This window comes from Silvibacterium dinghuense, assembly GCF_004123295.1.
Classification (GTDB): domain Bacteria; phylum Acidobacteriota; class Terriglobia; order Terriglobales; family Acidobacteriaceae; genus Silvibacterium; species Silvibacterium dinghuense.
Genome location: NZ_SDMK01000002.1, coordinates 681,598 through 707,634, shown reverse-complemented (window position 1 = coordinate 707,634; position 26,037 = coordinate 681,598). Strand labels below are relative to the sequence as shown.

The 26,037-nt window shown below is 58.6% G+C and carries 16 protein-coding genes; 10 read left to right on the top strand and 6 right to left on the bottom strand.

Annotated elements, in window-relative coordinates; genetic code table 11:
• Positions 1 to 37: 37 nt before the first annotated feature.
• From ESZ00_RS12135 to ESZ00_RS12095, 9 genes are all read left to right on the top strand, one after another.
• On the top strand, positions 38 to 2,308 hold the full coding sequence (locus ESZ00_RS12135; RefSeq protein WP_129208527.1) for a GumC family protein: 2,271 nt from the start codon (positions 38 to 40) through the stop codon (positions 2,306 to 2,308).
• Entirely contained in the window at positions 2,295 to 3,236 is a 942-nt protein-coding gene (locus ESZ00_RS12130; protein ID WP_164981490.1) for a polysaccharide biosynthesis/export family protein, read from the top strand. Before ESZ00_RS12135 ends, ESZ00_RS12130 begins: the two co-directional genes overlap by 14 nt.
• A 270-nt stretch (positions 3,237 to 3,506) precedes the next feature.
• Positions 3,507 to 4,658 carry an O-antigen ligase family protein gene (locus ESZ00_RS12125; RefSeq protein WP_164981489.1) on the top strand — a complete coding sequence of 384 codons (1,152 nt, stop codon included), beginning with the start codon at positions 3,507 to 3,509 and terminating at the stop codon, positions 4,656 to 4,658.
• A complete protein-coding gene (locus tag ESZ00_RS12120; RefSeq protein ID WP_129208524.1) occupies positions 4,655 to 5,941 on the top strand; it encodes a flippase in 1,287 nt (428 codons plus the stop codon). Before ESZ00_RS12125 ends, ESZ00_RS12120 begins: the two co-directional genes overlap by 4 nt.
• A gap of 309 nt (positions 5,942 to 6,250) precedes the next feature.
• Positions 6,251 to 7,129 carry a glycosyltransferase family 2 protein gene (locus ESZ00_RS12115; RefSeq protein ID WP_164981488.1) on the top strand — a complete coding sequence of 293 codons (879 nt, stop codon included), beginning with the start codon at positions 6,251 to 6,253 and terminating at the stop codon, positions 7,127 to 7,129.
• A gap of 178 nt (positions 7,130 to 7,307) precedes the next feature.
• Entirely contained in the window at positions 7,308 to 8,447 is a 1,140-nt protein-coding gene (locus ESZ00_RS12110) for a glycosyltransferase family 4 protein (RefSeq protein WP_129208522.1), read from the top strand.
• Between the two features lie 39 nt (positions 8,448 to 8,486).
• Positions 8,487 to 10,163, top strand: coding sequence for a glycoside hydrolase family 28 protein (locus tag ESZ00_RS12105; RefSeq protein ID WP_164981487.1), 1,677 nt, complete (start codon positions 8,487 to 8,489; stop codon positions 10,161 to 10,163).
• 33 nt (positions 10,164 to 10,196) lie between these two features.
• Positions 10,197 to 11,303, top strand: coding sequence for a glycosyltransferase family 2 protein (locus tag ESZ00_RS12100; protein ID WP_129208520.1), 1,107 nt, complete (start codon positions 10,197 to 10,199; stop codon positions 11,301 to 11,303).
• Entirely contained in the window at positions 11,300 to 12,427 is a 1,128-nt protein-coding gene (locus tag ESZ00_RS12095) for a glycosyltransferase (RefSeq protein WP_129208519.1), read from the top strand. Before ESZ00_RS12100 ends, ESZ00_RS12095 begins: the two co-directional genes overlap by 4 nt.
• 84 nt (positions 12,428 to 12,511) lie before the next feature.
• On the opposite strand, the gene ESZ00_RS12090 is transcribed toward ESZ00_RS12095, so the two are convergent.
• Positions 12,512 to 13,840 carry a DUF1501 domain-containing protein gene (locus ESZ00_RS12090; protein WP_129208518.1) on the bottom strand — a complete coding sequence of 443 codons (1,329 nt, stop codon included), beginning with the start codon at positions 13,838 to 13,840 and terminating at the stop codon, positions 12,512 to 12,514.
• Positions 13,841 to 13,847: 7 nt separating this feature from the next.
• Positions 13,848 to 17,663: a DUF1800 family protein gene (locus tag ESZ00_RS12085; protein ID WP_164981486.1), complete on the bottom strand. Its 3,816-nt coding sequence runs from the start codon at positions 17,661 to 17,663 to the stop codon at positions 13,848 to 13,850.
• A 481-nt stretch (positions 17,664 to 18,144) separates the two neighbouring features.
• Here ESZ00_RS12085 and ESZ00_RS12080 point away from each other — a divergent pair, with 481 nt between their 5' ends.
• Complete coding sequence (locus ESZ00_RS12080) at positions 18,145 to 19,491, top strand: nucleotide sugar dehydrogenase (protein WP_129208516.1); 1,347 nt, start codon at positions 18,145 to 18,147, stop codon at positions 19,489 to 19,491.
• A gap of 70 nt (positions 19,492 to 19,561) precedes the next feature.
• Here ESZ00_RS12080 and ESZ00_RS12075 read toward each other — a convergent pair whose 3' ends face one another.
• From ESZ00_RS12075 to mutS, 4 genes are read right to left on the bottom strand one after another with little or no spacing between them, the layout of a single operon-like run.
• Positions 19,562 to 21,100, bottom strand: coding sequence for an ABC transporter substrate-binding protein (locus ESZ00_RS12075; protein WP_229741221.1), 1,539 nt, complete (start codon positions 21,098 to 21,100; stop codon positions 19,562 to 19,564).
• A complete protein-coding gene (locus ESZ00_RS12070) occupies positions 21,093 to 22,259 on the bottom strand; it encodes an anhydro-N-acetylmuramic acid kinase (protein WP_229741220.1) in 1,167 nt (388 codons plus the stop codon). Before ESZ00_RS12070 ends, ESZ00_RS12075 begins: the two co-directional genes overlap by 8 nt.
• On the bottom strand, positions 22,256 to 23,323 hold the full coding sequence (gene nagZ / locus ESZ00_RS12065; RefSeq protein WP_129208515.1) for a beta-N-acetylhexosaminidase: 1,068 nt from the start codon (positions 23,321 to 23,323) through the stop codon (positions 22,256 to 22,258). Before nagZ ends, ESZ00_RS12070 begins: the two co-directional genes overlap by 4 nt.
• The gene (gene mutS, locus ESZ00_RS12060) at positions 23,320 to 25,959 is read right to left on the bottom strand and encodes a DNA mismatch repair protein MutS (RefSeq protein ID WP_373283925.1); all 2,640 of its coding nucleotides are present in this window, start codon (positions 25,957 to 25,959) and stop codon (positions 23,320 to 23,322) included. Before mutS ends, nagZ begins: the two co-directional genes overlap by 4 nt.
• Between the last annotated feature and the right edge of the window lie 78 nt (positions 25,960 to 26,037).

The following is a 26,037-nucleotide window of genomic DNA, read 5'->3' as shown; positions in this document are numbered from 1 at the left end:
CTATCTTCAAAAAATTTGCAGTATAGGAAATTAGCACATGAATAACTACCTGCTTGAAGCACCGCCAACTCACGTCGAGCCCGGCCTTACGCTGGGTGATCTTTCCAAGATCATCCGCAGGCGGCGCCGGACGGTCTATTCGATCTTTGGCGCAATCTTGCTGCTGGCCATTCTGTACTGCATCTTTGCAACGCGCCGCTATATGGCGACGGGTATTGTGCAGCTGCAGAAAGACACGGATTCGGGTCTCAGCATGTCTGACCTGCAGAACAATGCCGCTGCCGGTGGTGGAGACGATGCTCTGGCCGCAAACATCAATCTCGAGACACAGTCTCAGATTCTGCAGTCGGACACGCTGGCGCTGCGCGTCATCGAGGATCTGAACCTGGAGAAGAATCGCGACTTCCAGCCGCACTTCAATCCGATCGGCTGGGTGATGGGGCTCTTTGCTCCGAAAGGCATTGCCGATCCTCCGGGAGCCTCGCTCGAAAATTCGCCGGCGCGCCGGACGCGTCTGCTGAAGATCTTTGCTGCAAACCTGAAGGCAGAGTCCGTGAGCGGCACTCGCCTGATTGAGATCGACTTCACGAACTCGGATCCGAAGGTTGCGGCTGCGGTAGTGAATCACCTGATCCAGGCGCTGACCGATTATGCCTTCCAGACGCGCGTGAACTCGACCTCTGAGGCGGCAACCTGGCTTACCGGACAGCTGGGCGATCTGCGCAAGCAGAGTGAGGAAGAACAGGAGAAGCTGGCTGCTCTCGAGAAGCAGACCGGTATCTACAGCTTCGGCACCGACAACCAGGGGCGGGAACAGGTTTATTCCGACGTTCTCGATCGCCTGCAGCAGTCGACGGCCGCGCTTTCGGTTGCTTCGCAGAACCGTATTCTCAAGGAAGCGGTATACAAGGCTGTTGAAAGCGGCAATGCAGAGCTGATTTCAGAGCTGGGCGGTACTTCCACTGCGGATACTGCTCCGGCTGTCACCAATGCACTGAGCCTGATCCAGAATCTGCGCCTGCAGCAGGCCAATATTGAGACGGAAATTGCCAGCGGTGAAAAGCATTATGGTTCAGCCTACCCGCATATGGTCGAGCTGCGTGCTTCGCTCGACAAGGTGAACCAGGCCATCTCCGATGAAGTTTCCCGCGTGCAGGCCCGTGCCAAGAGCGACTACGAGATCGCGCAGAAGACAGAGAACGATTCGCGGGCGCAGTACGAGGCAAATCGTCAGGCAGCCGATGCGCTCAAGGATAAAGCGATCGATTATTCGATTCTGCGCGAGGAAGCGACGCAAAGCCGCGGCCTTTATGAAGATCTGCTGCGCAAGTTAAAAGAAGCCGGCGTGCTGGAAGGGTTGAAGGCTTCCGATATTACGGTCGTCGATCCAGGCCGCGTACCTGCGAAGCCGAAGAAGCCGAATGTACCTCTGTATCTGCTGATCGCTGCCTTTGGCGGCCTGGTGCTTGGCTTAGCCGGTGCGCTGATTGCCGAGGCGATGGATCGTCGCATCCAGACCGTGGAGCAGCTGGACCGTCTGGGTGTGCCGCTGGTGGCCATCCTGCCCAGGTACAGCAAAGAAAAGCGCGCGTTGGACGGCATTCAACATGTCCGCACGCTGAACGCACCGCGTTCGGCGTACAGCGAAGCGATGCGCGGACTGCGGGCATCGCTGACGCCGACACGGACGACCATGGAGCCGCCGCGCGTCGTGGTGGTGACAAGCGCCAGCCCTGGGGAAGGCAAGAGCCTGACCGCGAAGAACCTGGCCGTGAGCACAGCCCAGCAGGGCAAGCGGGTGCTGCTCATCGATGCAGATCTGCGTAAGCCTTCGGATAAGAAGGGGCTTGAGTTCTCGGGCAAGGACGGGCTCAGCCTGCTGCTGACAGAAGAAGAGCAGGTTCCGCACATCCTCACCGTGGATGGCGTGCCGAATCTCTCTCTCTTACCGTCTGGGCCGGTTCCGGTGAATCCATCGGAGCTTTTGAGCTCGGCCAATATGGGCAAGCTGATCTCGGATCTTCGTACACGCTTCGACCTGATTTTGATCGACACTCCTCCGCTGCTGCCCGTGGTGGATGCTCTGATTCTTGCTGAGCTGGCTGATTCTACGCTGCTGGTGGCCAGACAGGCTTCTACAACACAGGATTCACTCAAGCGAGCCTTCCATCTGCTGGCTTCGCGCACACCGCGCTCTTCCATTGGCGTGGTACTCAACGGCGTAACGATGAACTCCGATGCTTATCACAGCTATTTCGGCGAGAAGACTTCGCACTATTACATGGAGAATGTTCATGAAACCCTCTAAGTCCTTGCTTCTCCTTCTTCTTGCGGTAACCTTCGGCTTTGCACGAGCCTCCTGGGCGCAGCAGGATGCGTTGCTGATCGGACCAGGGGACATGGTGCACATCACGGTGCTGGATGCTCCCGAGCTCGAGCAGCATGCCCGGGTGACAGAGAGCGGCGAGGTTCCGCTCATGGTGGGCGGGAATGCAAAGATCGCCGGCATGACTCCCGAGCAGGCGGCGAATGCTATCGGAACTCAGCTGGTGAACGAACATTTCCTCGTCAACCCGAAGATCTCGGTGGTGGTGGAACAGTTCGCCACGCAGAATATCTCGGTCCTGGGCGAAGTGCGGCAGCCCGGCTCGTATCCAGTAACAGCGGCGAAGACGGTAGCCGAGGTGCTTGCCCTGGCAGGTGGTTTGCAGGCCGATGCTGATCGCAATGTCATCATTCAGCGCCATGGCACCGGCGAGATGGTGACATACTACTCCTCGAACTGGCCGTTGACCGTGCCGGATTCCGCAGCGCCAGGCGTGAAGCCGGCAAACGCGGAAGCTCTGCATACACGGGAGACGATGGTCTATCCGGGTGATACCGTGCGTGTGGCCAAGGCCGAGCTGGTCTTTGCGTTGGGCGATCTGGGACGTCCGGGCGGATTCCCGATCTATAACAACGACTCTCACCTGACTGTTCTGCAGTTGGTTTCGCTTGCCGGAGGCGCGAATCATACGGCATCCCTCGGACATGTGCGCCTGGTGCGCCGCGGTCCGGATGGAAAGATCGAAGACATCAAGCTTCCCCTGGGAGACATGCAGAAGGGCAAGCATCCGGATGAGGTTCTGCAGGCAAATGACATCCTCTATGTGCCGTTCAGCTTCACCAAGAACGCTGCTCTTGGCGTGACCTCGATTCTCGCCGCGGCTACGAACGCGTCTGTGTTCGTTTTCTAAGGAAATAGGGATCGATACGATGCGCAAGCGGAAAAATCAACTGATGCATGGAGAGGAAGGCATGACATGGCAACGATGACAGCGCCCTTTGCTTTCCCTGTGCTCAGGCGTAGTGAGAACCATACCGGTGCGCCGAGCGAAATCTCGGCCTACCGGATGGTGATCACGTACATACTTGTGCTGCCGCTGCTCTTTTTCGCGGTGCGCGGAAACTTTTCCTTCGAATACACGGCGCAGAACAATGCGCAGACCGGCATCTACGGATCGCTGATGATCGCGAATTACGGGAGTGGCTCGGCTCTGCACTCCCTGGAGCTTTGCTTCTACTACGGGATCATCTGTCTGGCTGTATTTCCGTATATGAAGCAGTTGATGCCTGTCATCCTGGAAAACAAGCTTTCCTTTGCGCTTCCGCTCTGGGCCGTGTTTTCTACCGTCTGGTCGCAGGAGCCCAAGCGAAGTTTTGCCTTTGCCATAACGGTGGTGATCAATACCGTATTCGCCATCTTTCTTGCCGTACGCTTTAAGCCGAAACAGCAGATGCAGCTTTTCCTGTTGGTGGGATTAGTGGCAACCCTGGGAAGCTTTCTCATCATCGGAGGCATGCCGAAGGCTGGGATTGATTACAAGAATCACACCATCGGTTGCGAGGGCATCTATCCGCACAAGAATATCTGTGGCGTATTGACTGCCATCTTTATGTTGCCGGCGTACTTTTACCGATTTAAGGGAAATTCGGCAGCATTCAAGAAAGCAAGTTATTTGTTTTGCGCTGTTGTGTTGAGTGCGATCTCCACTTCGCGTACCGGCTGGCTGGTGTTGTTGTGCTGCCTGTTGTTTGTTTACCTGGCGAAGAACCTTCGCCGCTTCAGCGTGCTTGAGCGGATACTGGTGATTTCGACGCTTCCCGCCCTGGCAACTGCAGCCGGATGCCTGATCTATCTTTACCGCGCAGAGCTGCTGAAACTGATGGATAAGAGCGCTACGCTGAGCGGACGCACCATCATCTGGCACGCGGTGTTTCTCTCCATCATGAAACGGCCTCTCTTCGGATTTGGCTATGACGCGTTCTGGATCGGATTCAAGGGCGAGGCGATCCACCTGGCTTTGGCTTCCGGCGCCCCTGGGTTGGCGAATGCAGAGAATGCACTCTTCCAGCTCTGTCTTGAAGTGGGACTGGTCGGCGTGATCCTGATCCTTGCGATTCTAGGACAGGGAGTATGGCGTGCGATTCAGTGCTATCGCTCCGATACGCCGGGGTACGCGCTCTGGTATATGTCCATGATCTTTGTCGAAGTACTTGCTCTGGTAGATGGTCAGCGCTACATGATTCCGCATTCGATTGAGTGGACGATCCTTGTGTTTTCCAATGCTTGTCTGGCCATGGAAGTAAAGCGGCAGAGAGCTTTGGTGACTGCATGAAGTTGTTGCAAGCGGAGTTGCAAAAGCTCAAGAAGAGCACACTGGCACGCAATGCTGGCTGGATGTTTCTAGGGCAGGGACTGGGACTGATCTCGCAGGCGCTCTATTTCATCCTGTTGGCGCGTCTGCTGGGGACGGCTCAATATGGCGTCTATGCCGGAACCTTTGCCTTGGTCTCGTTGGTGGGGCAGTATAGCTCTCTTGGTTCCGATACCGTTTTTCTCCGTTATGTGAGTGCGGACAAGACGCGCTTCGCCCCATACTGGGGCAACGTGCTGCTGTTTGTATGTGGTTTGAGCCTGGTGGTTTCTTTTGTGCTCCATCTGATCGGCCACTACATCCTCAACCCGGAGAGCGCGGCGATCGTTTTTCCGGCGGCAATTAGTATCTGCTTCTGCACGCAGATGGGTTTTGCCGCAGGACGCGTGTTTCAGACCTTCGAGAAGATGCGCGTGACCGCGATGATGAACCTGCTGACCAATGTCATGCGCCTGATTGCAGCGGCGGTGATGGTCGTGACCATGCATCGTGCGACGGCAGGACAGTGGGTGATCGCTTCGCTGATCGTTTCGCTGATCGGAGCGGTTGTGGCCGTGGTGGCAGTCTCGATGAACTTCGGCCGTCCCAAATTCGATTTCTCGCTGGCAAAGCGGCATGCTGGCGAGGGGCTGCAATACTCGTTCTCGCAATCGACGTCTTCGGCTTATAACGATCTCGATAAAACCATGCTGAGCCATTACGGCATGAATGTGGCCAACGGTATTTATGCCATGGCCTATCGCGTAGTTGAGATCGCAACAATTCCGATTTTTTCTCTGCGCGACGCGGCGATGCCGAGGTTCTTCCAGCAGGGAGCAAAAGGCATCGATCACGCCGCCGAGCTAGGACGCACATTGCTGCGTAAGGCGTTTTGGCTGGGACTGGCCGGTGCAGCGGGAATGTTTCTGCTGGCTCCGTTGGTGCCTTATGTCGTGGGTCATGATTATGCGCAGAGTGTTTCGGCGCTGCGTTGGCTATGCCTGATTCCGGTGTTCCGCAGTGTGCATCAAATGACAGGATCGGCTCTGACTGGTTCCGGCATGCAGAAGTACCGTACAACAAGCCAATGCGTTGCGGCAGCCTTCAACTTTTGCCTGAATCTGTGGCTGATTCCAAGGCACGGATGGCTGGGTGCTGCTTGGGCCAGCCTCTTAACCGATGGTGGCCTGGGCATCATGAACTGGGTCATTGTGGCGCGGCTTTCGCGCACCGCAACCCGCCAGGCTGTCGCGGCAGCCGCATAGTACCTGGCAAATTTGCAGGATGTTGCACGAACCATAGGAGTATTTCGGCAGACGGAGTAGAAGCTGGAAACGAAATAGCGCTTCTTTCTCCCGAAACTGAAAGTAGTTGAGCGGCGGAGAATTGCTGGAAATCGTTGGCGCAGCTCAGGAGAGTGGCATCGAAGTGCCGGCAAGCTCGAGAGCCGGTACTAATGTGGGAACATGTGGATCGATTTATGTTCTTGCATGAATTTATGCGCTAAAAACAAGTTGAGAAAGACTCCATGCTGACGAAAAACATAAACATACTGTTCCATGCGAGGTGATACATTGCCCCGATTTTCTTTAGTCGTCGCCACCTATGGACGCACCGACGAGCTACGGGTGCTTCTGCATTCGCTGGTGCGACAGAATTATCCGGATTATGAATTAATTGTCGTCGATCAGAATCGTGACGACCGCATTGCGGTACTCCTCTCTGAGTTTGCCAACCGTGTGCCTTATCGGCATATCGTGTCTCCGCCTGGAGCATCGCGGGCGAGAAATGCCGGGTTCATGCAGGCCAGGGGAGAGATCGTCGCGTTTCCGGATGACGACTGCTGGTACACGGATGGGCTTCTGGCGAATGTCGATCAATGGTTCCGGACCCATGAGAAATACGACATCCTGGCTGTCGGTGCTATCGATGAAGAAGGCATTGCAAGCGGAAACCGGTGGATTCAGAGTTCGTGCGATCTGCGTCCGATCAATATTTTCCGGACCACCTTCTGTTCCAGCCTTTTTCTGCGGAATACCCCGGTAGCCAGAGAAGCGGCATTTGATGAAACGATTGGGCCTGGCGCTGGAACTTCGTTTGGCTGCGGTGATGAGACAGACTTCATCCTTCAGTTGATGGAACTGGGCTTCCGCGGGCGCTTCGATCGTACATGGAGCATCGGTCACCCTCGGCGGGATATGCTGAGCAGCCAGATTGTCCAGGAGCGTGCTGTCAGCTATGGTCGCGGGATGGGACGCGTATTGCGCAAGCATTCGCTCTATTCTCTATGGCTGATGCTGGCGGCCTATGATCTGGCACGGGCCGTTCTGGTTACGCTGCGGGGTAAGATCGCGGCCGCAGGGCTCTGCTTTGCACACTGCAGAGGCATTCTCGGTGGCTTCACCGCTGGGCAGCCTCGGGTGATGAAGCTGGGACAGGAGCTGAACACGTAACCTGTGAATGGGGGTTCGGCAGAGATCGCCGGGCACTCCTGAGGCAAAACCTCCTCGATCACAAACAACACCAGGGGGGCGTCTGCGGAGCATCTTCACGCGACTGCCCCCTTTTTGCACGGAATGGCGATGTCTACTACAGACGGCCTAGGCAATACAGGGAGTAAACAGGGAAGCGATGGCAAGCAAGCAGAAACGAATCCTTTTTATCGACCTGGGCGCGTCGATGGGAGGCGTGGAGTCTTACCTGATCGGCCTGGCCGGGATGCTGGATGGCCATGCGGATCTATTTGCCGTATGTATCCTGCCGGAACTGGCCGAGGTGTTGCGCCGTGCTGGAGTGCGGGTTTCCATGGTGCCGGCATTCAAGGGAATCTTCAAGCCACTGCGTTTCGTCGTGGGGCTTGCAGTCATTCTCTTCGTCCTGCTTCTGCGGAGGATCGATGTCATACAGGTGAATGGCCTGTTGGAGTCGCTGTATCTGCTTCCTGCACGGATGCTGGGACGTGAGGCCGTCTACACGCGGCATGGTCCATTTGAAGATGATCTCTACTCATGGTTCCGCAGCCCACACAAGTACTTTCCGCGTCTGGCCTCAAAGACATTTGTGCGATTTGCAACGCATACCGTCTGTGTCTCTGAAACAGTTGGGCGCGCCGTGCGGCGAATCCTCCCCGCAGAGAAGATGACTGTGATCCCGAACTGGGTGAGCAAAATTCCAGATACCCCGAAAGAATGGAATCAGGCTCATGAAGGCTGGGAGATTTTGTATGTCGGGCGGCTGGAGCGCTACAAGGGCGTGCAGTTTGTGATAGATGCTCTGCGTGGGGTGCCTGAGGCAAAGCTCACCGTGGTAGGAGACGGCACGTACCGGAAAGAGCTCGAGTCCATGGCGGAAGGGGTAAATGTAGAGTTCGCCGGTTTTCGAAAGGACACGGAGGTCTTTTACAGGCGAGCGGATGTTTTTGTGATGCCGTCGATGGGGCCTGAAGGCTTGCCCATGGTGAGCCTGGAAGCGATGGGGCATGGTCTTCCGTGTATCTTCAGCGATCTGGAAGTGCATGAAGAGATTACGGAAGATGGATATGCGGCCATGCTCTTTGAGAGCGGGCGAGCAAAGGACCTCGCAGCGCAGCTGAACCGGCTCTTCGGAGATCGATCTCTGGCCGCAGAATATGGACGCCGGGCAAGAGAACTTGTGCTGCGCAAGTACCATCCGGCGGCAGCGCGGAGAGCCTATTGGAAAGTATTCGGTGTTGCGGGTGAGGCGCTGGCGGCGCGTAGTCGTGGGTCTGAAAACCTGAACTACGAAATGTAATCCATACCGTTACGTATAGATCAGGCAATGGGGCAGGGGATGAATCGCAGATCGTGGATCAAGGGTGCAGCGAAGGGTGCGGCTGGGCTGGCGGCTGCCGGGTGGTTGGCTGGAACTCCGCTAAACACGTATGCGCAGCAGGCAGGCATCGGAGTATGGGACCCTCGCCGTTTTGGAGCACGCGGCGACGGAGCCTCTAAGGATACACAGGCCCTGCAGCAGGCGATTGATGCCTGTGCGTCTGCGGGCGGCGGTGTTGTGTCGCTTTCGCCTGGGCGCTATCTGACAGGCACGCTGGTACTCAAGAGCCATGTAGAGCTCAATTTGCAGGCTGGAGCGGTATTGTTGGGCAGCAGAGATATGGGTGACTACACTCTGCCCGCAGAGGCGCTGACTGCTCTGAAAGGTGTACTGGTACAGCATCTGATCTTCGCTTTGCGGCAGCAGGATATCGCGATCACGGGGCAGGGAGTGATCGACGGGCAGTGCCAGATTGCTCCCAATGGTGTGCCGGAACCATCCCCGGACAATGCATGGAAAGAGGTAGAGGGCGCGCATTGGAAGCTGGTTCACTATATCTCGCCGATGGTGGAGTTGGGCGAATGTTCGCGCGTGCGGGTGGAAGGCGTGACGCTGCAGAACTCTGCGGGGTGGACGCTGCGACCGGTAGCTTGCAATAGCGTGCTGATTCGTGGCGTCAAGGTTCGTAATCCTTTCAATATTCCCAACTCCGATGGGATCGATCCGACAGGCTGTCAGAATGTGCAGATCGTGGATTGCGATGTGGAGACGGGCGACGATGCGATCTGTGTGAAGACCTTCAATCCGTATGGGCCGACGCCGGTTTCTCGCAATATCGAGGTATGGAACTGCCGGATCAACACAACGTGTAATGGGTTTAAGGTCGGCGTCGAAGGGTATGGAGGATTCCAGAACATCACCTTTCGAGATTCGGAGATCATCTGTACCGCGGACAAGATCAATGAACGGGCAATCGGCGGCGTTTCGGTCGAGATGACAGATAACGGTTGGATCGACGGTGTTTCGATATCGAATATCACGATGAAAAATGTTCGGGCTCCGATCTTCGTTCGCCTGCAGAACTCTTATAAGAAGAAGGATGCGATGATGTCCGGGCGTCTGCAGAATGTAAAGATCTCGAACATAAGGGCGACCGGCGCGATCATGGCGTCTTCCATCACCGGGATTCCTGGGTCTCCGGTGCGTGGAATCACGCTTGAAAATATTCAGATCAGCACGGATGAGCCGGGACAGATGGCATGGAAAGGCAGTGTGGTACCGGACACTCCGAACGGGTATCCGGAATCGAAAATGTTCGGCAGGCTTCCATCCTTTGGGCTTTACTGCCGCCATGCAGAGTCGATTGCACTGAACGATGTTCACTTTCACTCGAATGTGGGTGATCCGCGAGCGACACTCCATTTTGAAGATGTGAATGGCTTGACTCTGACCGATGTGGATGCGACGGGGACGGCCAATCCGCAGGCTTTTGTAGAGCTGCAAAATGTGCAGAATGCGTCTATTGAGCGCTGCGTGGCGCTTGAGCCGGCAGCCGTTTACGCCGCTATCTCCGGATCAGCAAGCCAGAACATCGCATTCGGAGAAAATGATTTGCGGAAGGTGCGCATGCCGGCGCAGGTGAGGCAGGATGTGCCTGCGAACGCGGTTCAGGTGAAATCGCGTCCAAGTCACTGAACGGTGGCTGACCGATCGGGTACAGCGGAGAAAATGCGGGCATGGGAAAATGGTGGAAATCCTGGCTCAAGTCGAAGTGGCAATCCCGTTGGGATATGGAATAAGGAGAAGGTTCGACAGGTGTCCTATCAAGTCAGCGCTGTGATTCCTACACGAAACCGTCCGGCACTCGTATGCCGCGCGGTGCGGAGCGTACTGCGTCAGACCTTTCAGGAGATCGAGGTCATTGTGGTCGTGGACGGCCCTGATGAAGAAACGGTCTCCGCACTCCATGCCATCGGGGATGCCCGCGTCCGTGTTCTCGCGCTGGAGGATAATGTCGGCGGTTCGGAGGCCCGGAATGTTGGCGCGCGAGCAGCAGTCGGGGAATGGATCGCACTGCTGGACGACGATGACGAGTGGTTACCGGAGAAGATCGAAAAGCAGCTGGCGGTGGCAAAAACACTTCCTGGCCCCCGCATTCTGGTTGCCTGCCAATACCTGGACCAGATGGGCGACACCGAGCTGGTCCGTCCGCGGCGGTTTCTGGCTCCTGGCCAGAAGATCAGCGATTTTCTGTACAGCGAAGTTTCCTGGCTCGGTTTAATGGAGGGCTTTCCCCAGACCTCGACATGGCTGATCTCGCGCAGCTTTTTCCTGGAAGCGCCTTTCACCAAGGGGCTTAAGCGCAACCAGGATACGGACTGGCTGCTGCGCTCGCTGCGTCTGCCGGGTGTGAGCGTAGCTCTGGTGCCGGAAGTATTGAGCATTTTCTACAACGAGCGGAAACGGAAACGGATCACCGGGAGCATGGACTGGCAGGACTGCCGGAACTGGGCAGTAGGTAACCGGGAAATCTTCACGCCGAAGGCACTGTCATCCTACCTCGCCATTCTGCCGATGAATCTGGCAGCGCAGGAGGGGGTCCCTTTACGTAAGCGTTTCTCGCTGGTGAGCGATTGCCGCAAGTATGGTGCACTGGATGCGAAGATCTTGTGGCTGTTGCTGTTGAACGGTATGGTATATCCATATCTAAGGAAAATCATGTCGCCGGATGTCCGGAAAAGGGTGCTTTACTATGCTTCATTTCGTGGGCTGCGTGGCTCACAGCGCCCATCTGACCGCAAAGGCGATAAGGAGTACTCCGCAGGAATCTCGTGACGCTTAACAAGCGGAGAGTTCTGATCTATCGGACAGACCTCCTTCCTATCAGCGAGACATTTATTGCTGCGCAGGCGAGCGCTCTGCGGGCGTTTGAGCCTCGCTTTATCGGTCTTTGCCGGGCTGTGCGCAGCCTCGACGTGCCCAGGGACTCCATTCTTCTTACCGGTGAGCCTTCCGTCGCCGGCCGCATTCGCAAGCGGTTGTACTGGTCGACATGGGTGGCTCCGCTCTTTCATCGTCGAGCCGCCAGCGTAAAGGCAGATCTGCTGCATGCGCATTTCGCACCGGACGCATTGACCGCAACACACCTGGCGGAGACGCTGAACCTTCCTCTGATCGTCACTCTGCATGGATATGACGTGACGATTCCGCGCAATTCTCCGACTACCTACGCAAAGCTATGGAAACGGGCATCGCTTTTCCTCTGCGTCTCGGAGTTCATCCGGCAGAAGGCTCTTGAGGTCGGATTTCCGGCAGAGAAGTTGAGGGTGCACCACATCGGTGTGGATGTGTCGCAGTTCCAGCCTTCCGGCCAGATCCCAGCTGCAGATACGGTCTTGTTTGTCAGCAGGATGGTGGAGAAGAAGGGGTGCGAATTCCTGCTGCGTGCGATGGCGCTGGTGCAAAAGGAGCGGCCATCGGCACAGTTGACGGTGATTGGTGACGGACCGCTGCGTGCGCAGATGGAGCAGCTGGCGTCGACTCTCGGTATCAATGCACGTTTTCTCGGAGCTCAGCCGAACAGTGTAGTCCGCAGTACGTTGCAGGTCAGCAGAGTCTTCTGTGTGCCGAGTATTACCGCGCGGAATGGTGACAGCGAGGGATTTGGCATGGTCTTCGCCGAGGCTCAAGCCATGGGGGTTCCTGTCGTGAGCTTTGCACACGGAGGTATCCCGGAGGTGGTGCGCCATGGTGAAACGGGTTTTCTGGCCAGAGAACGGGATACGGAGCACCTCGCCGAGGGGCTGATGCATTACCTGGGCGACGATCAGTCCTGGCAACGGGCGAGTCGCCGCGGTGTCGAGTGGGTGCGGGAGCAATTCGACATCGTGAAGCAGACCATGGAGCTCGAGCAGGTCTATGCAGAGGTGATTGCCGCAGCGCAGCGGCGCACGGCATAACAGGTTTCCATCACCATAGTTCCAAAACACAGGGCGCAGAGTCCTCTTGAGGAGGATTCTGCGCCCATTTTGCGTCAGGCTCTTTTAGAGCGTGAAGGTGCTGCTGGAGAAGGCCGACAGGTTGGGGAAGATGTTGGCGATCTGGCTGGAGCCGAGGCCGAGCCATGAGGCCGCAGCGCCGGCAATTTGCTGCGTGGCTATGCCCGGAATCCATACGCCCTGGCCGGTGTAATCCTGGCTTCCGCCGAGATCGAAGTCGGGCAGCGACCCGATAAGGCGCTTGCCGGTCAGGCCTCCGCCGAGGACGAGCTGATGATTGCCCCAGGCGTGGTCGCTGCCGGCGTTGGAGTTGGATTGCATGGTGCGGCCAAAGTCGGAGAGAGTCAGGATCAGCACATTCTGAAGCATGCCGATCTCTTGGAGCGCAGCGACAAAAGCGCCAACACTGGAATCGAAGTCGCTAAGCAGGCTGGCGTGGGTAGCGAGCTGCGATCCGTGGGTGTCATAGCCTCCGGTGCTGCAATAGAAGAGCTGGCGCGAGGCACCGACAACGGAGCGGCCATTGATGACCTCGGCGATGGTTTGCAGGTTTTGGCCCAGAGCGCTGGTGGGGAAGGTCGTCTTCAGTGTGGAGCCGGCGGTCTGGCTCTCCGTGAGCACGTTTTGCATCTGCATCGTGGAGACACGCAGGGCTGCGGCGTGCTGGATGATCTCGTTTGCAGAGCTCTCGTCGATGACGGCAATGTCGTTGGTTGGGTCAAGCAGACCGGAAGGCAGCGCTGCGCCGCCGATAGCCGATTGCATCATCGTCACCGGCTGCGTGGATGCTCCGACAGTGAAGGTCCCGACGCCGCTGACGCTGAGCACGGGCGGGAGAACGCCCGAGAGGCTGCTGATCTGATCTGCGATGCGTCCGCCCCAGCCGGTGCTCGGTGCGCTGCCCGTCGTGGCGCTTTCCCATTGCGCAATGGAGACAGGATGCGAGCCGAAAATCTGCGGCAGCAGGCTGGAATTCTCCTGTAACAGCGTTTTGGTGAGCGGTTGATCCATCGGGCCGCAGTTGGCAATGACCGATGCATATCCCTGCGTAAAGAGAGAGCTGACATTCTTCAGGCTGGGATGGAAGCCATAGGCTGCACCCGTGGTCAGATCCTGCACGGGGAGAAGTGCGGACTGGGAGAGTGCAAGGCCCTGTCGCAGTGTGGCGTACTGCTGATACGTGGCGCTGGTGAGCGGAACGATCATGTTGTTGCCATCGTTGCCGCCGAAGAGCGTAATGCAGACGATGGCTTTGTAGCTGCTGGAGGACTGGGCATAAGCGCTGGCACCCGCAAGACGCATCCAGAGAGGCATGGTGGCGGTAGCGACGCCACCCTTGAGTCCGAGCTGCAGAAGTTTCCGTCGATCGATCATATTTACCTCAGTGGGCTACCTGGAAGGAGTCGGAATTGAGAGCGAGATAAAGCGCCGTGGTCTGTTGCTGCTTGAGCGTGGAAAGCGTGGCGCAGTAGGACTCAATGGCGGTGATGGTTGCCGCTGGCATCGTGTCGTGGAAGTACATGTGATTTACGGCATCCAGAATGTCAGGAACGGTCGAGAAGTAAGTAAAGAACCAGTCGGTGTTGCGATAGGTCGCACCGGAGAAGTCAGTCTGCGTTCCATTCAGGATGTTGTAGAGAATCTGGGAGCGCTGAACGAGCAGGTTGCCGTTGAAGAGCTCATATTCGGGCGAATTGATAGAGGTCGTCGGGATCATGTACGAAGGACTGTAGTAACTGAAAACGCTGTCCGGTTCCCACAGGTATTGGCCAAGATTCTGCTCGGCAAGAACGAAGTTCTGCGCCGTGGGCGCGATCTGCAGGCCGCTCATGATGTTGAGGTAATAGAGAATGGGCTCCTGGATGTTGCCATCGAGGCTGCCCATCGTACCGGTGTCACCTCTGCGCGCTTCAGGATCGAGCAGGATAGCCTGCACGACAGCCTTAAGGTCACCGCGGACGCCTTGTCCGTTGTCGGCAAAGACCGCTGAGATGCGGGCGATGTAGGCCGGTGTCGGGTTGCTCTTGACCAGGTGCTGGATGAGCAGCTTCGATACAAATGGCGCGGTGTTCTGGTGATTGAAAACCGCATCCAGGGCGGAGGTCAGGTCCTGTGTGATGGTCTGGCCGGCTGGCAGAACCGTGGTGTCAAAGAGCGTCTTCTCTCCGTGGTCGTGCTTGGAGTCTTCGGCCTGCATGGGCAGCGAATAGTCCACGCCGCTGATCGAGAAGTTCGAGCTGTCGGCGGCAGGGAGAGCCCAGCCAGTCAACGCGCGTGACAGATCGAGGACCGTGGCTGTGTCATAGGACGGCTCAGGGTTTCCTGAGCTGTCGAGTACCTCGCTGCCGTCCATATTGAGCATCACTGGTCCAATAGTGAACAGCTGCATGAACTCACGGGCGTAATTCTGATTGGGGTGAACAGAGGAGCTGGTCGGAGCCCAGTTGTTGCCCAGGTTCAGCCACACGCCCATGGTGGAGTTCAATGTGACGTCGGTCATCAGGTCACGGAAGTTGCCGAATGCGTCTTTTTCCATCAGCAGCTGCCAGGGAACCCCGGTCTGGTAGACATTGTTGTCAATGACTGAAACGGCGATGAACTCTTCGAGCGCGAAAGCCACACGCTGGCGGAGCAGGTTGGAGCCCTGCAGGGCATTCAGTGTGAACTGCGACTGCGAGCTATTGCTGCTGAGCGGTACGGGTGTGGGATAAGTTGAGACCGGTTGTGCAAATTGCTGGGTAAGAAATCCGGAGAACCCGAGTTGCTGAATCTGTGCGACGACATCCGGACGCGGACCGAAGGCAGCCTGGGCAGAAAAGCGCGCAGCGGCGTCGTAGCTGATGGTTGTCTGGTTCTGGATGGGCAGGGACAGAGAGGCAAAGACGCCCGCGGTGGAGGAAGAAGAGATGCCGACAGCCAAGGATCCGGTGCTCCATGGTGCGACATGCGCCACCGCGGTAACGGTGGTTGGAGAGACGTAGGTGGTGGTGACGGGATTGCCGTTGAGATAGACCGTAGTGCCAGTTGTGAAGTTAACGCCTGTAACTGTGAGCGTCGTTGCACCCGTGGGCACCTGGGACGGGCTTACGGAGCTGAGTCCAGGGACCGCAACCGGCAGACTGTATGCGGGGCTCAGACCGCCGCCCGGCGACGGGTTCTGCACGGTGATGGAAACCGAGTTGGTTTCGCCGGCGGTTGCCGTGATCTGCGCCGTGACATGATCCATGGATTGGTACGTCGTAGGAACGGCCGTGCCGTTGACCAGCACAACGCTGCTGGGGATATAGCCGTATCCGTTGAGCACAACAGTATTGGTCGCGGAACCCAGGGAGGCAGGGGTCGTGCCGGTAATGCTGACGACCGGATTCACGAGGGTCATCGCATAGGTTGCCGTCACCGAGGGCTCACTCGTGAGCGTTGCGGTAACGGTGGCCGTGGTCGTGGAGGGCATGGTGTTTGGGGCAGTGTAGAGGCCGGCCGAAGTGATAGTGCCTGGGCCGCTGAGGCTCCAGGTCACGGCGGTGTCGGATGTGCCGGAGACCGTAGAGGTAAAGGTGGTATTCCGCCCCAGGACAGCGGTGGCAGGATTCACTCCCTGTCCGCTGGTGGCAGTGATCTTGATGCCGACAGCACTCAAGGGTAGCGAGAGTGCGTTGGATATGCCGCCGCCTGGGCTTGCGTTGGACGTGGTGATGCTGACCCCAGAGGTAGCATTGGCGGCAACCGGGATCTGTGCGGTGACGTGATAGATCGACTGATAAGTCGTCGTGACCGCCGTACCATTGACCAGGACCTTGGTGCCGGGGATGAAACCCGATCCGTTGAGGATTACGGTATTGGTGGTGCCGGGATTGATGCTGGCCGGGGTCGTGGAGACGATAGCCGGCGTGGGGTTGATCAGCGTCATCATGGAGGACGCTGTTACGGAAGGCTCGCTGGTGAGTGTTGCCGTGACAGTGACGGCGGTCGAGGTAGGCATGGTCTCCGGCGCGGTATAGATACCGGCGGAGGTGATGGAGCCCGCACCAGTAAGGCTCCAGGTAACGGCTGTGCTGGTTGTGCCTGAGACGGTGGCGACAAAGGAGGTGTTTCTCCCGAGTGCGGCGGTGGTGGGATTGACGCCGATACCGCTCGTGCCTGTGAGCTTGATCGTCACATTGTTGAGAGGCAGGGAATAGGCATTGCTCACACCGCCGCCAGGGCTTGGATTGGAGGTCGTGAGGGTGACGCCAGAGGTTGCGTTCAAGGCGACGGGGATCTGCGCGCTGACGTGATAAATGGATTGGTAGGAGGTGGTGACCGCCGTGCCATTGACCAGAATCTTGGTGCCGGGGACGAAGCCTGATCCATTCAGAATGACCGTATTGGTAGTGCCGGCAGTAAGAACGGCCGGGGTCGTGGAGACGATTGCCGGTGTGGGGTTGATCAGCGTCATCGTGTAGGAGGCGGTCACGGAAGGCTGGCTGCTGAGTGCAGCGGTGACAGTGACCGTTGTGGACGATGGCATGGTCTCGGGCGCGGTATAGAGGCCGGCCGAAGTAATGGAACCGGCCCCGCTGAGGCTCCAGGTGACATCCGTGCTGGTGGTGCCGGAGACGGTGGCGACGAGAGCGGTATTCCGCCCCAGAGCGGCAGTGGTGGGATTGACGCCGATACCGCTGGTGGCCGTGAGCTTGATTGCGGCGGAGCTCAGCGGTAGTGTGAGCGCATTGGAGGTGCCTCCGCCCGGACTCGGATTCGAAGTGGTGATGGTCACGCCGGTCGTAGCGCTGGCGGCAACGGGAATCTGCGCGGTGACGTGATAGATGGACTGATAGGTCGTCGTGACCGCCGTGCCATTGACCAGAACCTTGGTGCCCGAGACGAAGCCGGAGCCGTTGAGAACGACGGCGTTTGTCGTGCCTGCCGTGACGCTCGCCGGAGTGGTGGAAACGATGGCCGGCGTGGGGTTGATCAGCGTCATGGTGTAGGAGACCGTCGCGGAACCGGATGTCGCGGTAACGGTGACGGTCGGTGAGGACGGCATGGTGTCCGGGGCGGTATAAAGGCCTGCGGAAGTAATGGAGCCGGCCCCGTCAAGGCCCCAGGTGATATCCGTAGCGGCGACGCCGGACAGCGCTGCGGTAAACGTTGTGTTCCGTCCCAGGCAGGCGGTGGTTGGATTCACACCCTGGCCGCTGGTAGCGGTTAATTGCAATGTTGCGGCGACAGCCAGAGCGCTACCGGCATAAAACAGCAGAAGTGCAAGGAGTCCTCGAAAAAATAGGGATCGGGCATGTTCCCGAAAATGGGATACAGAAAACTTCATGACTCGCTCTTTCCGCGGCTTGGCCGCAATGCAAGCTAAAGGCAAAACATTCACTGCTGGAATTACGCGGGCCGGGGAAGGAGTATTGGGTGCAACCTGCGCGGAGCGACTGGATGTGCTGCAGGCTGCTTACCTTTCATGGCATGGTGATAGCCACGCGAGCTTCGAAGGTATGGGATTACGCTAACATGGCTTTTAGTAACGCACAATAGTACTTAGATGACATGACCTTGGTAATTCAAAAGAAGACACACCCATTCATGGCTTCTCGGGGTTATCTATAGCAAAATGCAGTATTTGAAGACTGGTTGATATCATAACCAGTTGGCTGTTGCGGTTCTGTAAAGAAGGAATAGAGGTCGAGAGATTTATGGCGTTGGCGGTAACGGGCACAACCGGAGAGTGGCGAAAGAAGATCGAAGGGCGCACGGCGCGCATCGGTGTGATCGGCATGGGGTATGTGGGTTTGCCGTTGATGCTGTTGTTCAGCGAGGCCGGCTTCCGTGTGACCGGTTTCGATATCGACGAGAAGAAGGTGACGACGCTCAACGAGGGCGGGTCATACATCGTGCGCATCCCGGCTACCGAAATTCAGGCCGCGCAGCGGGCCGGTTTCCGGGCGACCAGCGATTTTGCCGCGATCACGGAGATGGATGCGGTGATCGTCTGTGTGCCGACGCCGCTGACTGACTTTCATGAACCGGACCTGAGTTATGTGCAGGCGACGGCCGAGGCGATTGCGCCGCATCTCCGCACCGGACAGCTGATTGTGCTGGAAAGCACGACGTATCCGGGAACGACCGAAGAGGAGCTGATTCCAATCCTCGAGGCAAAGAACCCGCAGGGGCTCCACGTGGCGCGCGATACGCAGGCTGAGGGGTTCTACGTGGCCTTTTCGCCCGAGCGCGAGGACCCGGGCAACGATACGGTGGCACGGCGGGATATCCCAAAGGTGGTGGGTGGAGCCGGTCAGGTGGCACAGGAGCTGGCCGCTTCGCTCTATGGAACGATCTTCAATCGCACGGTGCCGGTTTCGACGCCCGCAACGGCCGAGATGACGAAGCTGCTCGAGAATATCTATCGCTGCGTGAATATCGCGCTGGTGAACGAGCTGAAGCAGCTTTGCGAGCGGATGGGGATCGATATCTTCGAGGTGATCGACGCGGCGAAGACCAAGCCCTTCGGCTTCCAGGCCTTCTACCCCGGGCCAGGGCTGGGCGGACACTGCATTCCCATCGATCCGTTCTACCTCTCATGGAAGGCGAAGCAGTTCGACTTCCGCACGCGATTCATCGAGCTGGCCGGCGAAGTGAACACGGCGATGCCGTACTACGTGATCGAGCGGACGGCGGATGCTCTGAACGAGCATGAGAAGGCGTTGAAAAAGGCGAAGGTGCTGGTGCTGGGAATGTCCTACAAGCGCGATGTGGACGATCTGCGCGAGTCGCCGTCGCTGACCATCATCGAGCTGTTGCGACAGAAGGGGGCGATCGTCTCCTACAACGACCCATACTTCCCATACGTCGGGCAGGGGCGCCACTATCATCTCGACATGCACTGCGCGCCGCTTGAAAACCTGGGCGAATACGACTGCGTACTGATCGTGACCGATCACTCGGACTACGACTACGAGCGGATCGTGCGCGAGTCGAAGCTGGTGGTGGATACGCGCAATGCTACCAAGGGGATTGTTTCGGAGAAGATCGTTCGCTGCTAAGTGCAGGAGAATGGCAAAGGTCCCGCCAGAGTGGCGGGACCTTTTATTTTGCACGATCCAAAGCGTCGTGTCAGTGGCTCAACGTCGCTGTCTTGAGGAACTCGAAATTGCCTGAGGGCGCTGTCGTGACATGGGTGAGGCGGCGCGAGTGGACAATGACGGTATCGAGATACCAGAGGTTCAGCGACGGCAGATCATGGGCGAGAACCTGTTGAATCTTCCGGTAGTCGTCGCTGCGCTGGCTGTCGCTGGTGGTGGCTGCCGCGTCATCGAGCAGGGCATCGAGCTGCGGGCTGGCGTAATAGCCGCGGTTTCCGCCGTGAGGCGGGAAGCTCGTAGCCGAGTAAGCATAGTGAAAGATGTCAGGCTGCTCGTTTCCGCCGATCCAGCGCGAAGGAGCGAGCTGGAAGGCTCCCTTGACCAGGTCCGCATAGAACGTAGCGAATTCAAAGCTGCGCAGATCCAGCGCGATGCCAATTTGTGACAGTTGCTGTTGCAGAATGACGGCAAGCAGGCGCGTGGTTTCGTCGGTGGATGTCTTCATCCCGAGATGGAAGCGGATGCCGTCAGGACCGCGACGATATCCGGCGGCATCGAGCAGGGCATTGGCGCGCGCCGGGTTGTAGGAAACTTCATCCGGAGTGCCGTGAGCGCTCCAATAGAGGGGCTGTTCCGGAGGTAAAACGCTGTCGGCAACTCGGGCCTCTCCGCACAGGAGAGACTGGATGATGAGCGGACGGTTGATCCCGAGCGCGATGGCGCGGCGGATGCGTGCATCCTTGAGCAGCGGGTCGTGCATGTTGAAGACGGTGTATGCAAGCGTAGTCCCGGGTCCGTCTTCCACTGTGAGCGAGGGCTGTTTGCGCAGCGTTTCGATCATATCCGGCGTGAGTGCGTTTACCTCAACATCTGCGGAGCCTTTTTCCAGCTCAAGCGCACGTGTTGTGGCATCCGGTACGACGGCGAATCGCACCCGCGCAAGCTGTGCAGGCGTACTCCAGTAATTAGGGGAGCGCTCGATGTTCACATCCTTATCGATCGTCTGGCTTACGAAGCGGAAAGGGCCGCTGCCGACAGGGTGGCGCCAGAAGTCACTGCCACTGCCGTAGGGAACGACGCCGAAAGCGCCGTCGCAGAGATTCCAGAGCAATGCGGGATCGGGCTTCTTCAGATGGATGACGAGCGTGAGCGGATCCGGTGTGTCGACGGACTGTATCGTTCGATAGGATCCGGATTTCACCGTAATGACGGTGCCGTTGAGGATGGAGTCGATGGTCCACTTGGCATCGCGTGCGGTAAGCGGCCGGCCATCCTGGAAGTGAACTCCGCTGCGCAGGTGGAAGATGTAGGTCTGCGGATCAGGGACCTGCCAGCTGAGGGCAAGCGCGGGATCGAGGCCGAATCGATTATTGCGCGCGACGAGGGGATCGAAGAGCAGGGAGTAGATGCGCTCCGATTGCGCATCGGTGCCGATGCGGGGATCGAGGCTGGTGGGGCTGCTCTCGATGAGCATGGTGACAGTGTCGCTGTCGGAGCTGCGATGGCCACAGGCAGCGAGAGCACAGGCGAGCAGCGAGGCCGCAACGGCACGGAGCAGACGATTAGGCATAGGTGATCTGACCGAGAATCGCGGGACGGGAGGCTCCAGTGGCAGCGGGGATATTCGAGGGCAGATAGTGCCATGTCTGCCAGGCGAGGAGAGCGAAGGCAGCGGCTTCTTTCGCTTGCGCGGGGAGACCGGTCTCATCGATGGTGAGCACACGAGCGCCAAGTGGAGTAAGGCGTTCGGAGAGCATGCGCATGAGCGTGGGGTTTTGTGCACCGCCGCCGGCAACGATGTAATCCACGGGTTGGCCGTTGATGCGAGGTGCGACAAAACGTTGCCATGCATCGGCGATAGTTTCGGCGGTAAAGGCTGTTGCTGTGGCTATGGCGTCTTCCGGGCAGTTGCTGTGTTGTTTGCAGAGTGCCAGGAATCGCGTAGTGTAATCGGCGCCGAATTCTTCCCGGCCGCAGGATTTGGGAGGAGGTGCAGCGAAGTAACGGTCGCGAAGAAGAGTATTTGTAACTTCGGAGAGCACTTTTCCGCGGCGAGCCACGGCGCCGTTGCGATCGAAGCGCTTTGCATAGAGCTGCTCCATGAGCGCATCGATGATCATGTTTGCTGGACCAGTGTCGAAGGCCAGGATCTGATCGGGAGAGGCATCGCGTGGGATGACCGTGAGGTTGGCAATGCCGCCGAGATTCTGCAGCACGCGTGCGCGCCGAGGATGGCGGAAGAGCGTGTAGTCGAGAAAGGGAACGAGCGGCGCGCCTTGTCCGCCTGCGGCCATATCGGCGGGGCGGAAGTTTGAGACGACGGGTACCCTGGACTTCGCAGCAATGAGTGAGGCCTCGCCGATCTGCCATGTGCACGCGAAATGCTGACCGAGATACGGCTCACTTTTGCCCTGGTGGTAGATAGTCTGGCCGTGGCAACCGATGAGATCGGGACGAAAACCATATTTTGTCACTGCTGTGGTGACAGAATCGGCATAGGCAAGGCCAAGACGCCAGTTCAGGCGGGCAAGCTCTGCCGCGGAGATCGCAGACGCATTCATGGCAGCGAGCACTGCAGCGCGAAGCCTGGCGGGGTAACGCTCGGCATAGTGCGCGAGCAGCTTGAGACGCGGACCAGAGGGGCCAGGAGTGATGCGCACCAGGGCGACGTCGATGCCGTCTGCGGAAGTACCGCTCATGATGCCGGCGACGATCATGCTCTTCTTCATCGGGCAATTTCCTCGGCGAACTTGTGGATGGCGGTCCGAATGCGGGAGATGCGCGCTGTGGAGATGTTGCGGTTCAGTGAGGCAGCGGGCAGTTTGCGGCGCAGTGCGGCGATGCGTCGGGTCGCGTTCTCGATGCGGCGGCGAAATGCTGCGGAGCGCTCGGCTTCACGCAGAAGCGATTCGTAGGCACGGAGGATCAGAGCGGGATCTTTGCAGATCTCAATGACATCCGTGCCCGCGGCGATGGCCTCGATGGCAGCATCTTCGATGGAGCGTTGGGTGAGGATGCCGCCCATCTCCATGTCGTCGGAGATGACAATGCCGCGAAAGCCGATCTTCCGGCGCAGTACGCGATCGATCCAGAATGATGAAACCGATGCCGGCTCGGTGGATTCGTTGAGCGGATAGGATGCGTGCGCCACCATAACCATTGGAAGGCGCGGGGCAAGAGCTCGGAAAACAGCGAGATCGTTATCCCAGAGCTCAGGCCAGCTGCGTTCGATGGCTGGCATGGCGTGATGCGAATCGAGCGTGCCGCCACCGAGGCCGGGGAAGTGTTTGCCGCAGCCGAGTACGTTCGCGCGCGCAAGGCCATCGAGAAAAGCGCTGGCGTATGCGACGACCTCTTGCGGTGTATCGGAGACAACGCGGGTACGCATGACCTCGGCAGAGGAGGGCAGCGCGAGGTCGAGGACCGGGGCAAGTGTCTGGTTGAAGCCAGTGAGATGGGCCGCCGCTCCGATGAGCTCGCCATGGCGGCGGAAGAGGCGTGATTTGCCGCTGGCGAACACCGCGGCCGGTGAGGGCATGGGCGCGATGAGATCGCGCAGGCGATCGACGAGGCCGCCTTCGAGATCGACGCTGTGGAACTGCGAATGTGGAGTGAGGCTCTGCGCTTCGCGAAGCAGCGATCGAACCTGATCGACATTTTCGATATTGCGGCGAAAGAGAATGACGCCGCTAGGCGCAACGAGACGCAGCCATGCGCGTTCTACAGCCGAGAGAGACGGGCCTTCAAGGCCAACGAAGAGCAGCTGTCCAACGCGCTGGCGGAGAGAGGTCATCGTGCGGACTGGCCTGCCTTGATTTCGGTCTTGAGCTCCTCGAGCAGGTTGAGTGCCTGGAGGGGAGTCAGAGAATTGACATCGGTCTGTTCGAGCCGGTCGATGACGTGCTGCGAGAGCGGTGTGAACATGGTCATCTGTAATGGAGCTTCAGCTTCTGCGGCAACCTGCATGCGCTCGGAGCGCTCATGCTGCTTGAGTACCTGACGCGCGCGCTGGATCACCGGTGCAGGCAGGCCTGCGAGACGGGCAACATCGATACCGTAGCTCTTGTTGGCCGGGCCGTCCTCAATGGAGTGCAGAAAGACGATGCCTTGTGGCGATTCCTTGACGGCAACGCGCAGATTCTTAAGCTTTGTAAGCTGTTCGGCAAGGATCGTGAGCTCGTGATAGTGCGTGGCGAAGAGCGTGCGCGCGCCGACGCGGGCATGCAGATGCTCGACGGTTGCCCAGGCAAGGGCAAGGCCGTCGTAGGTCGAAGTACCGCGGCCCATCTCGTCTAAAAGAATCAGCGACTGTGATGTAGCGGTGTTAAGGATGGTCGCCGTTTCCATCATCTCTACCATGAAGGTGGAGCGGCCGCGGGCAACATTATCGCTGGCGCCGATGCGCGTGTAGACGCGATCGACAATGCCGTAGCGCATGCGCTCCGCAGGTACGAAGGAGCCGATCTGAGCCATGATGGCGAGCAATGCGGCCTGCCGCAGATAGGTCGATTTGCCGCCCATGTTGGGGCCGGTGAGCAGCAGCAGGCTGGGTCCGTCTGTATCGAGATAAAGATTGTTGGGAATGAAACGGCCTTCGCCGGCTTCTTCCATCAGGCATTCGATGACTGGATGGCGGCCGGAGACAATCTCCAGGACAGATGTCTCGGCTAGCAGTGGCTGCGTATAGCCGCGTGCTGCAGCGAGATGCGCGAAGCTTGCAAGCAGATCGATCTCAGCAACGATCATGCTGGTCTTGCGGATGCGGCCAGATCCGGCCATGATGCGCCGGCGGAGCTCGCCGAAGATCTGCTTTTCGATCTCGATGGAGCGATCATGCGCAGTCAGAACCTTGGTCTCGTACTCCTTCAGCTCAGGAGTCGTGAAGCGCTCGGCGTTAACGAGGGTTTGCTTGCGCTCGTAGTCCGCGGGAACATTGGCGAGATTCGATTTTGTGATCTCGATGTAGTAGCCGAAGACGTTGTTAAAGCGAACTTTCAAGGAGGAAATGCCGGTGCGCTGGCGCTCTCGTTCCTCGATGGCTGCGATGGACGAGCGGCCGCTGTGGCTGATGGCTCGCAGGTCGTCGAGTTCGGCATGGATGCCGGTCGCGATGACGCCGCCATCGGCGAGTGTGAGCGGAGGCTCAGGCACGAGCGTGCCTGCAATGTCCTGATGCAGGTCTTCCAGTGTGTCCAGACGCTCGTGCGCGCTCTTCCAGAGATGCGTGTTGAGCAATGCGAGGTCGGCGCGGAGTTCTGGCAGATGCCGGATCGAGGCGGCCATAGCCAGCAGGTCACGCGGGCCTGCGCTGTCGAGCGAGAGGCGGGCGAGCAGGCGTTCGAGATCGAGGATGCCGCCGAGCGCGCGGCGAATCTGTTCGCGCTGGATGAGATCTCCCCGGCATTCGGCAACGGCGTCATAACGATGCTGAATGTCTGCTGGTTCAAGGAGCGGGCGCAAGAGAGATGAGCGCAGCAGACGTTTGCCCATCGGTGTCATCAGGCAGTCGAGCGAGCGGAAGAGCGTCGCATTGGCGCCTGCGTCGGTAAAGATGGGTTCAAGCAACTCGAGATTGCGCACGGTCACCTGGTCAAGGTGCATGTGCTGGTTGCGCTCGTAGTAGCGGATGGCGTCGACGTGCGAGGCGTCGTTCTGCTGCGTCTGGCGAACATAGTGGACGATGACGCCGGCGGCGACTGCGGCCGCGCGATGCTGCGAGAGCCCGAAGCCTTCGAGCGAAAGCGCGCCGAGTTGCCGCTCGAGCAGCGGCAGTGCGTAGTCGGCGCTGAAGGCGTAGTCGTCGACGCTGGTCTTTGTGCGCGAGCGCGAGAGCGCGGCTGCCAGCTCCGGACTTTTGTCCAACAGCCCACTGCCCGGATTAGCCAGAACTTCAGTTGCGCCGAGCTTTTCCAGCTCATCGGCGGCCTGCTGCTGCGCGGCGGCGCCGGTGAACTCAGTGGCGCGGAAGTCGCCGGTCGAGAGATCGAGGAAGGCCAGGCCGATGGTGGTGCCATCGGTATGGACGGCCGCAAGGTAGTTGTTCTCGCTCGAGCCAAGCGTGGGATCGATAGCAGTGCCCGGCGTGAGCACACGGGTGACATCGCGCTTGACGATCTTCTTGGTCAACTTCGGGTCTTCGAGCTGTTCGCAGATGGCGATGCGATAGCCCTTGCGCAGCAGGCGCGTGATGTAGCCCTCGACCGAGTGATACGGCATGCCGCACATGGGCTGCGTCTTCTCGCGGTCGCGCGCGGTGAGCGTGAGCTGCAGCTCGCGCGAAGCAACCTTGGCGTCCTCGTAGAAAAGCTCGTAGAAGTCGCCCATGCGGAAGAAGAGCAGGGCGTCGGGATGCTGGCGCTTGGCGGCCCAGTACTGGCGCATGAGTGGAGTCTGCGCGGCTTCGTTTTGCGATGGGTTGATATCAGACACGGAAACGCCAGCATACCGCGAAGGGCATGGCCGGCTCCAGTGCCGAGGCGATCCGGCTCGAAATGCCCGGCGCTTCGC

Coding starts and splice junctions, on each gene's coding strand:
- ESZ00_RS12135 (WP_129208527.1), top strand. CDS start 38: ATGAATAACTACCTGCTTGAAGCACCGCCAACTCACGTCGAGCCCGGC.
- ESZ00_RS12130 (WP_164981490.1), top strand. CDS start 2,295: ATGAAACCCTCTAAGTCCTTGCTTCTCCTTCTTCTTGCGGTAACCTTC.
- ESZ00_RS12125 (WP_164981489.1), top strand. CDS start 3,507: ATGATCGCGAATTACGGGAGTGGCTCGGCTCTGCACTCCCTGGAGCTT.
- ESZ00_RS12120 (WP_129208524.1), top strand. CDS start 4,655: ATGAAGTTGTTGCAAGCGGAGTTGCAAAAGCTCAAGAAGAGCACACTG.
- ESZ00_RS12110 (WP_129208522.1), top strand. CDS start 7,308: ATGGCAAGCAAGCAGAAACGAATCCTTTTTATCGACCTGGGCGCGTCG.
- ESZ00_RS12105 (WP_164981487.1), top strand. CDS start 8,487: ATGAATCGCAGATCGTGGATCAAGGGTGCAGCGAAGGGTGCGGCTGGG.
- ESZ00_RS12100 (WP_129208520.1), top strand. CDS start 10,197: ATGCGGGCATGGGAAAATGGTGGAAATCCTGGCTCAAGTCGAAGTGGC.
- ESZ00_RS12090 (WP_129208518.1), bottom strand. CDS start 13,840: ATGATCGATCGACGGAAACTTCTGCAGCTCGGACTCAAGGGTGGCGTC.
- ESZ00_RS12080 (WP_129208516.1), top strand. CDS start 18,145: ATGGCGTTGGCGGTAACGGGCACAACCGGAGAGTGGCGAAAGAAGATC.
- ESZ00_RS12075 (WP_229741221.1), bottom strand. CDS start 21,100: ATGCCTAATCGTCTGCTCCGTGCCGTTGCGGCCTCGCTGCTCGCCTGT.
- ESZ00_RS12070 (WP_229741220.1), bottom strand. CDS start 22,259: ATGAAGAAGAGCATGATCGTCGCCGGCATCATGAGCGGTACTTCCGCA.
- nagZ (WP_129208515.1), bottom strand. CDS start 23,323: ATGACCTCTCTCCGCCAGCGCGTTGGACAGCTGCTCTTCGTTGGCCTT.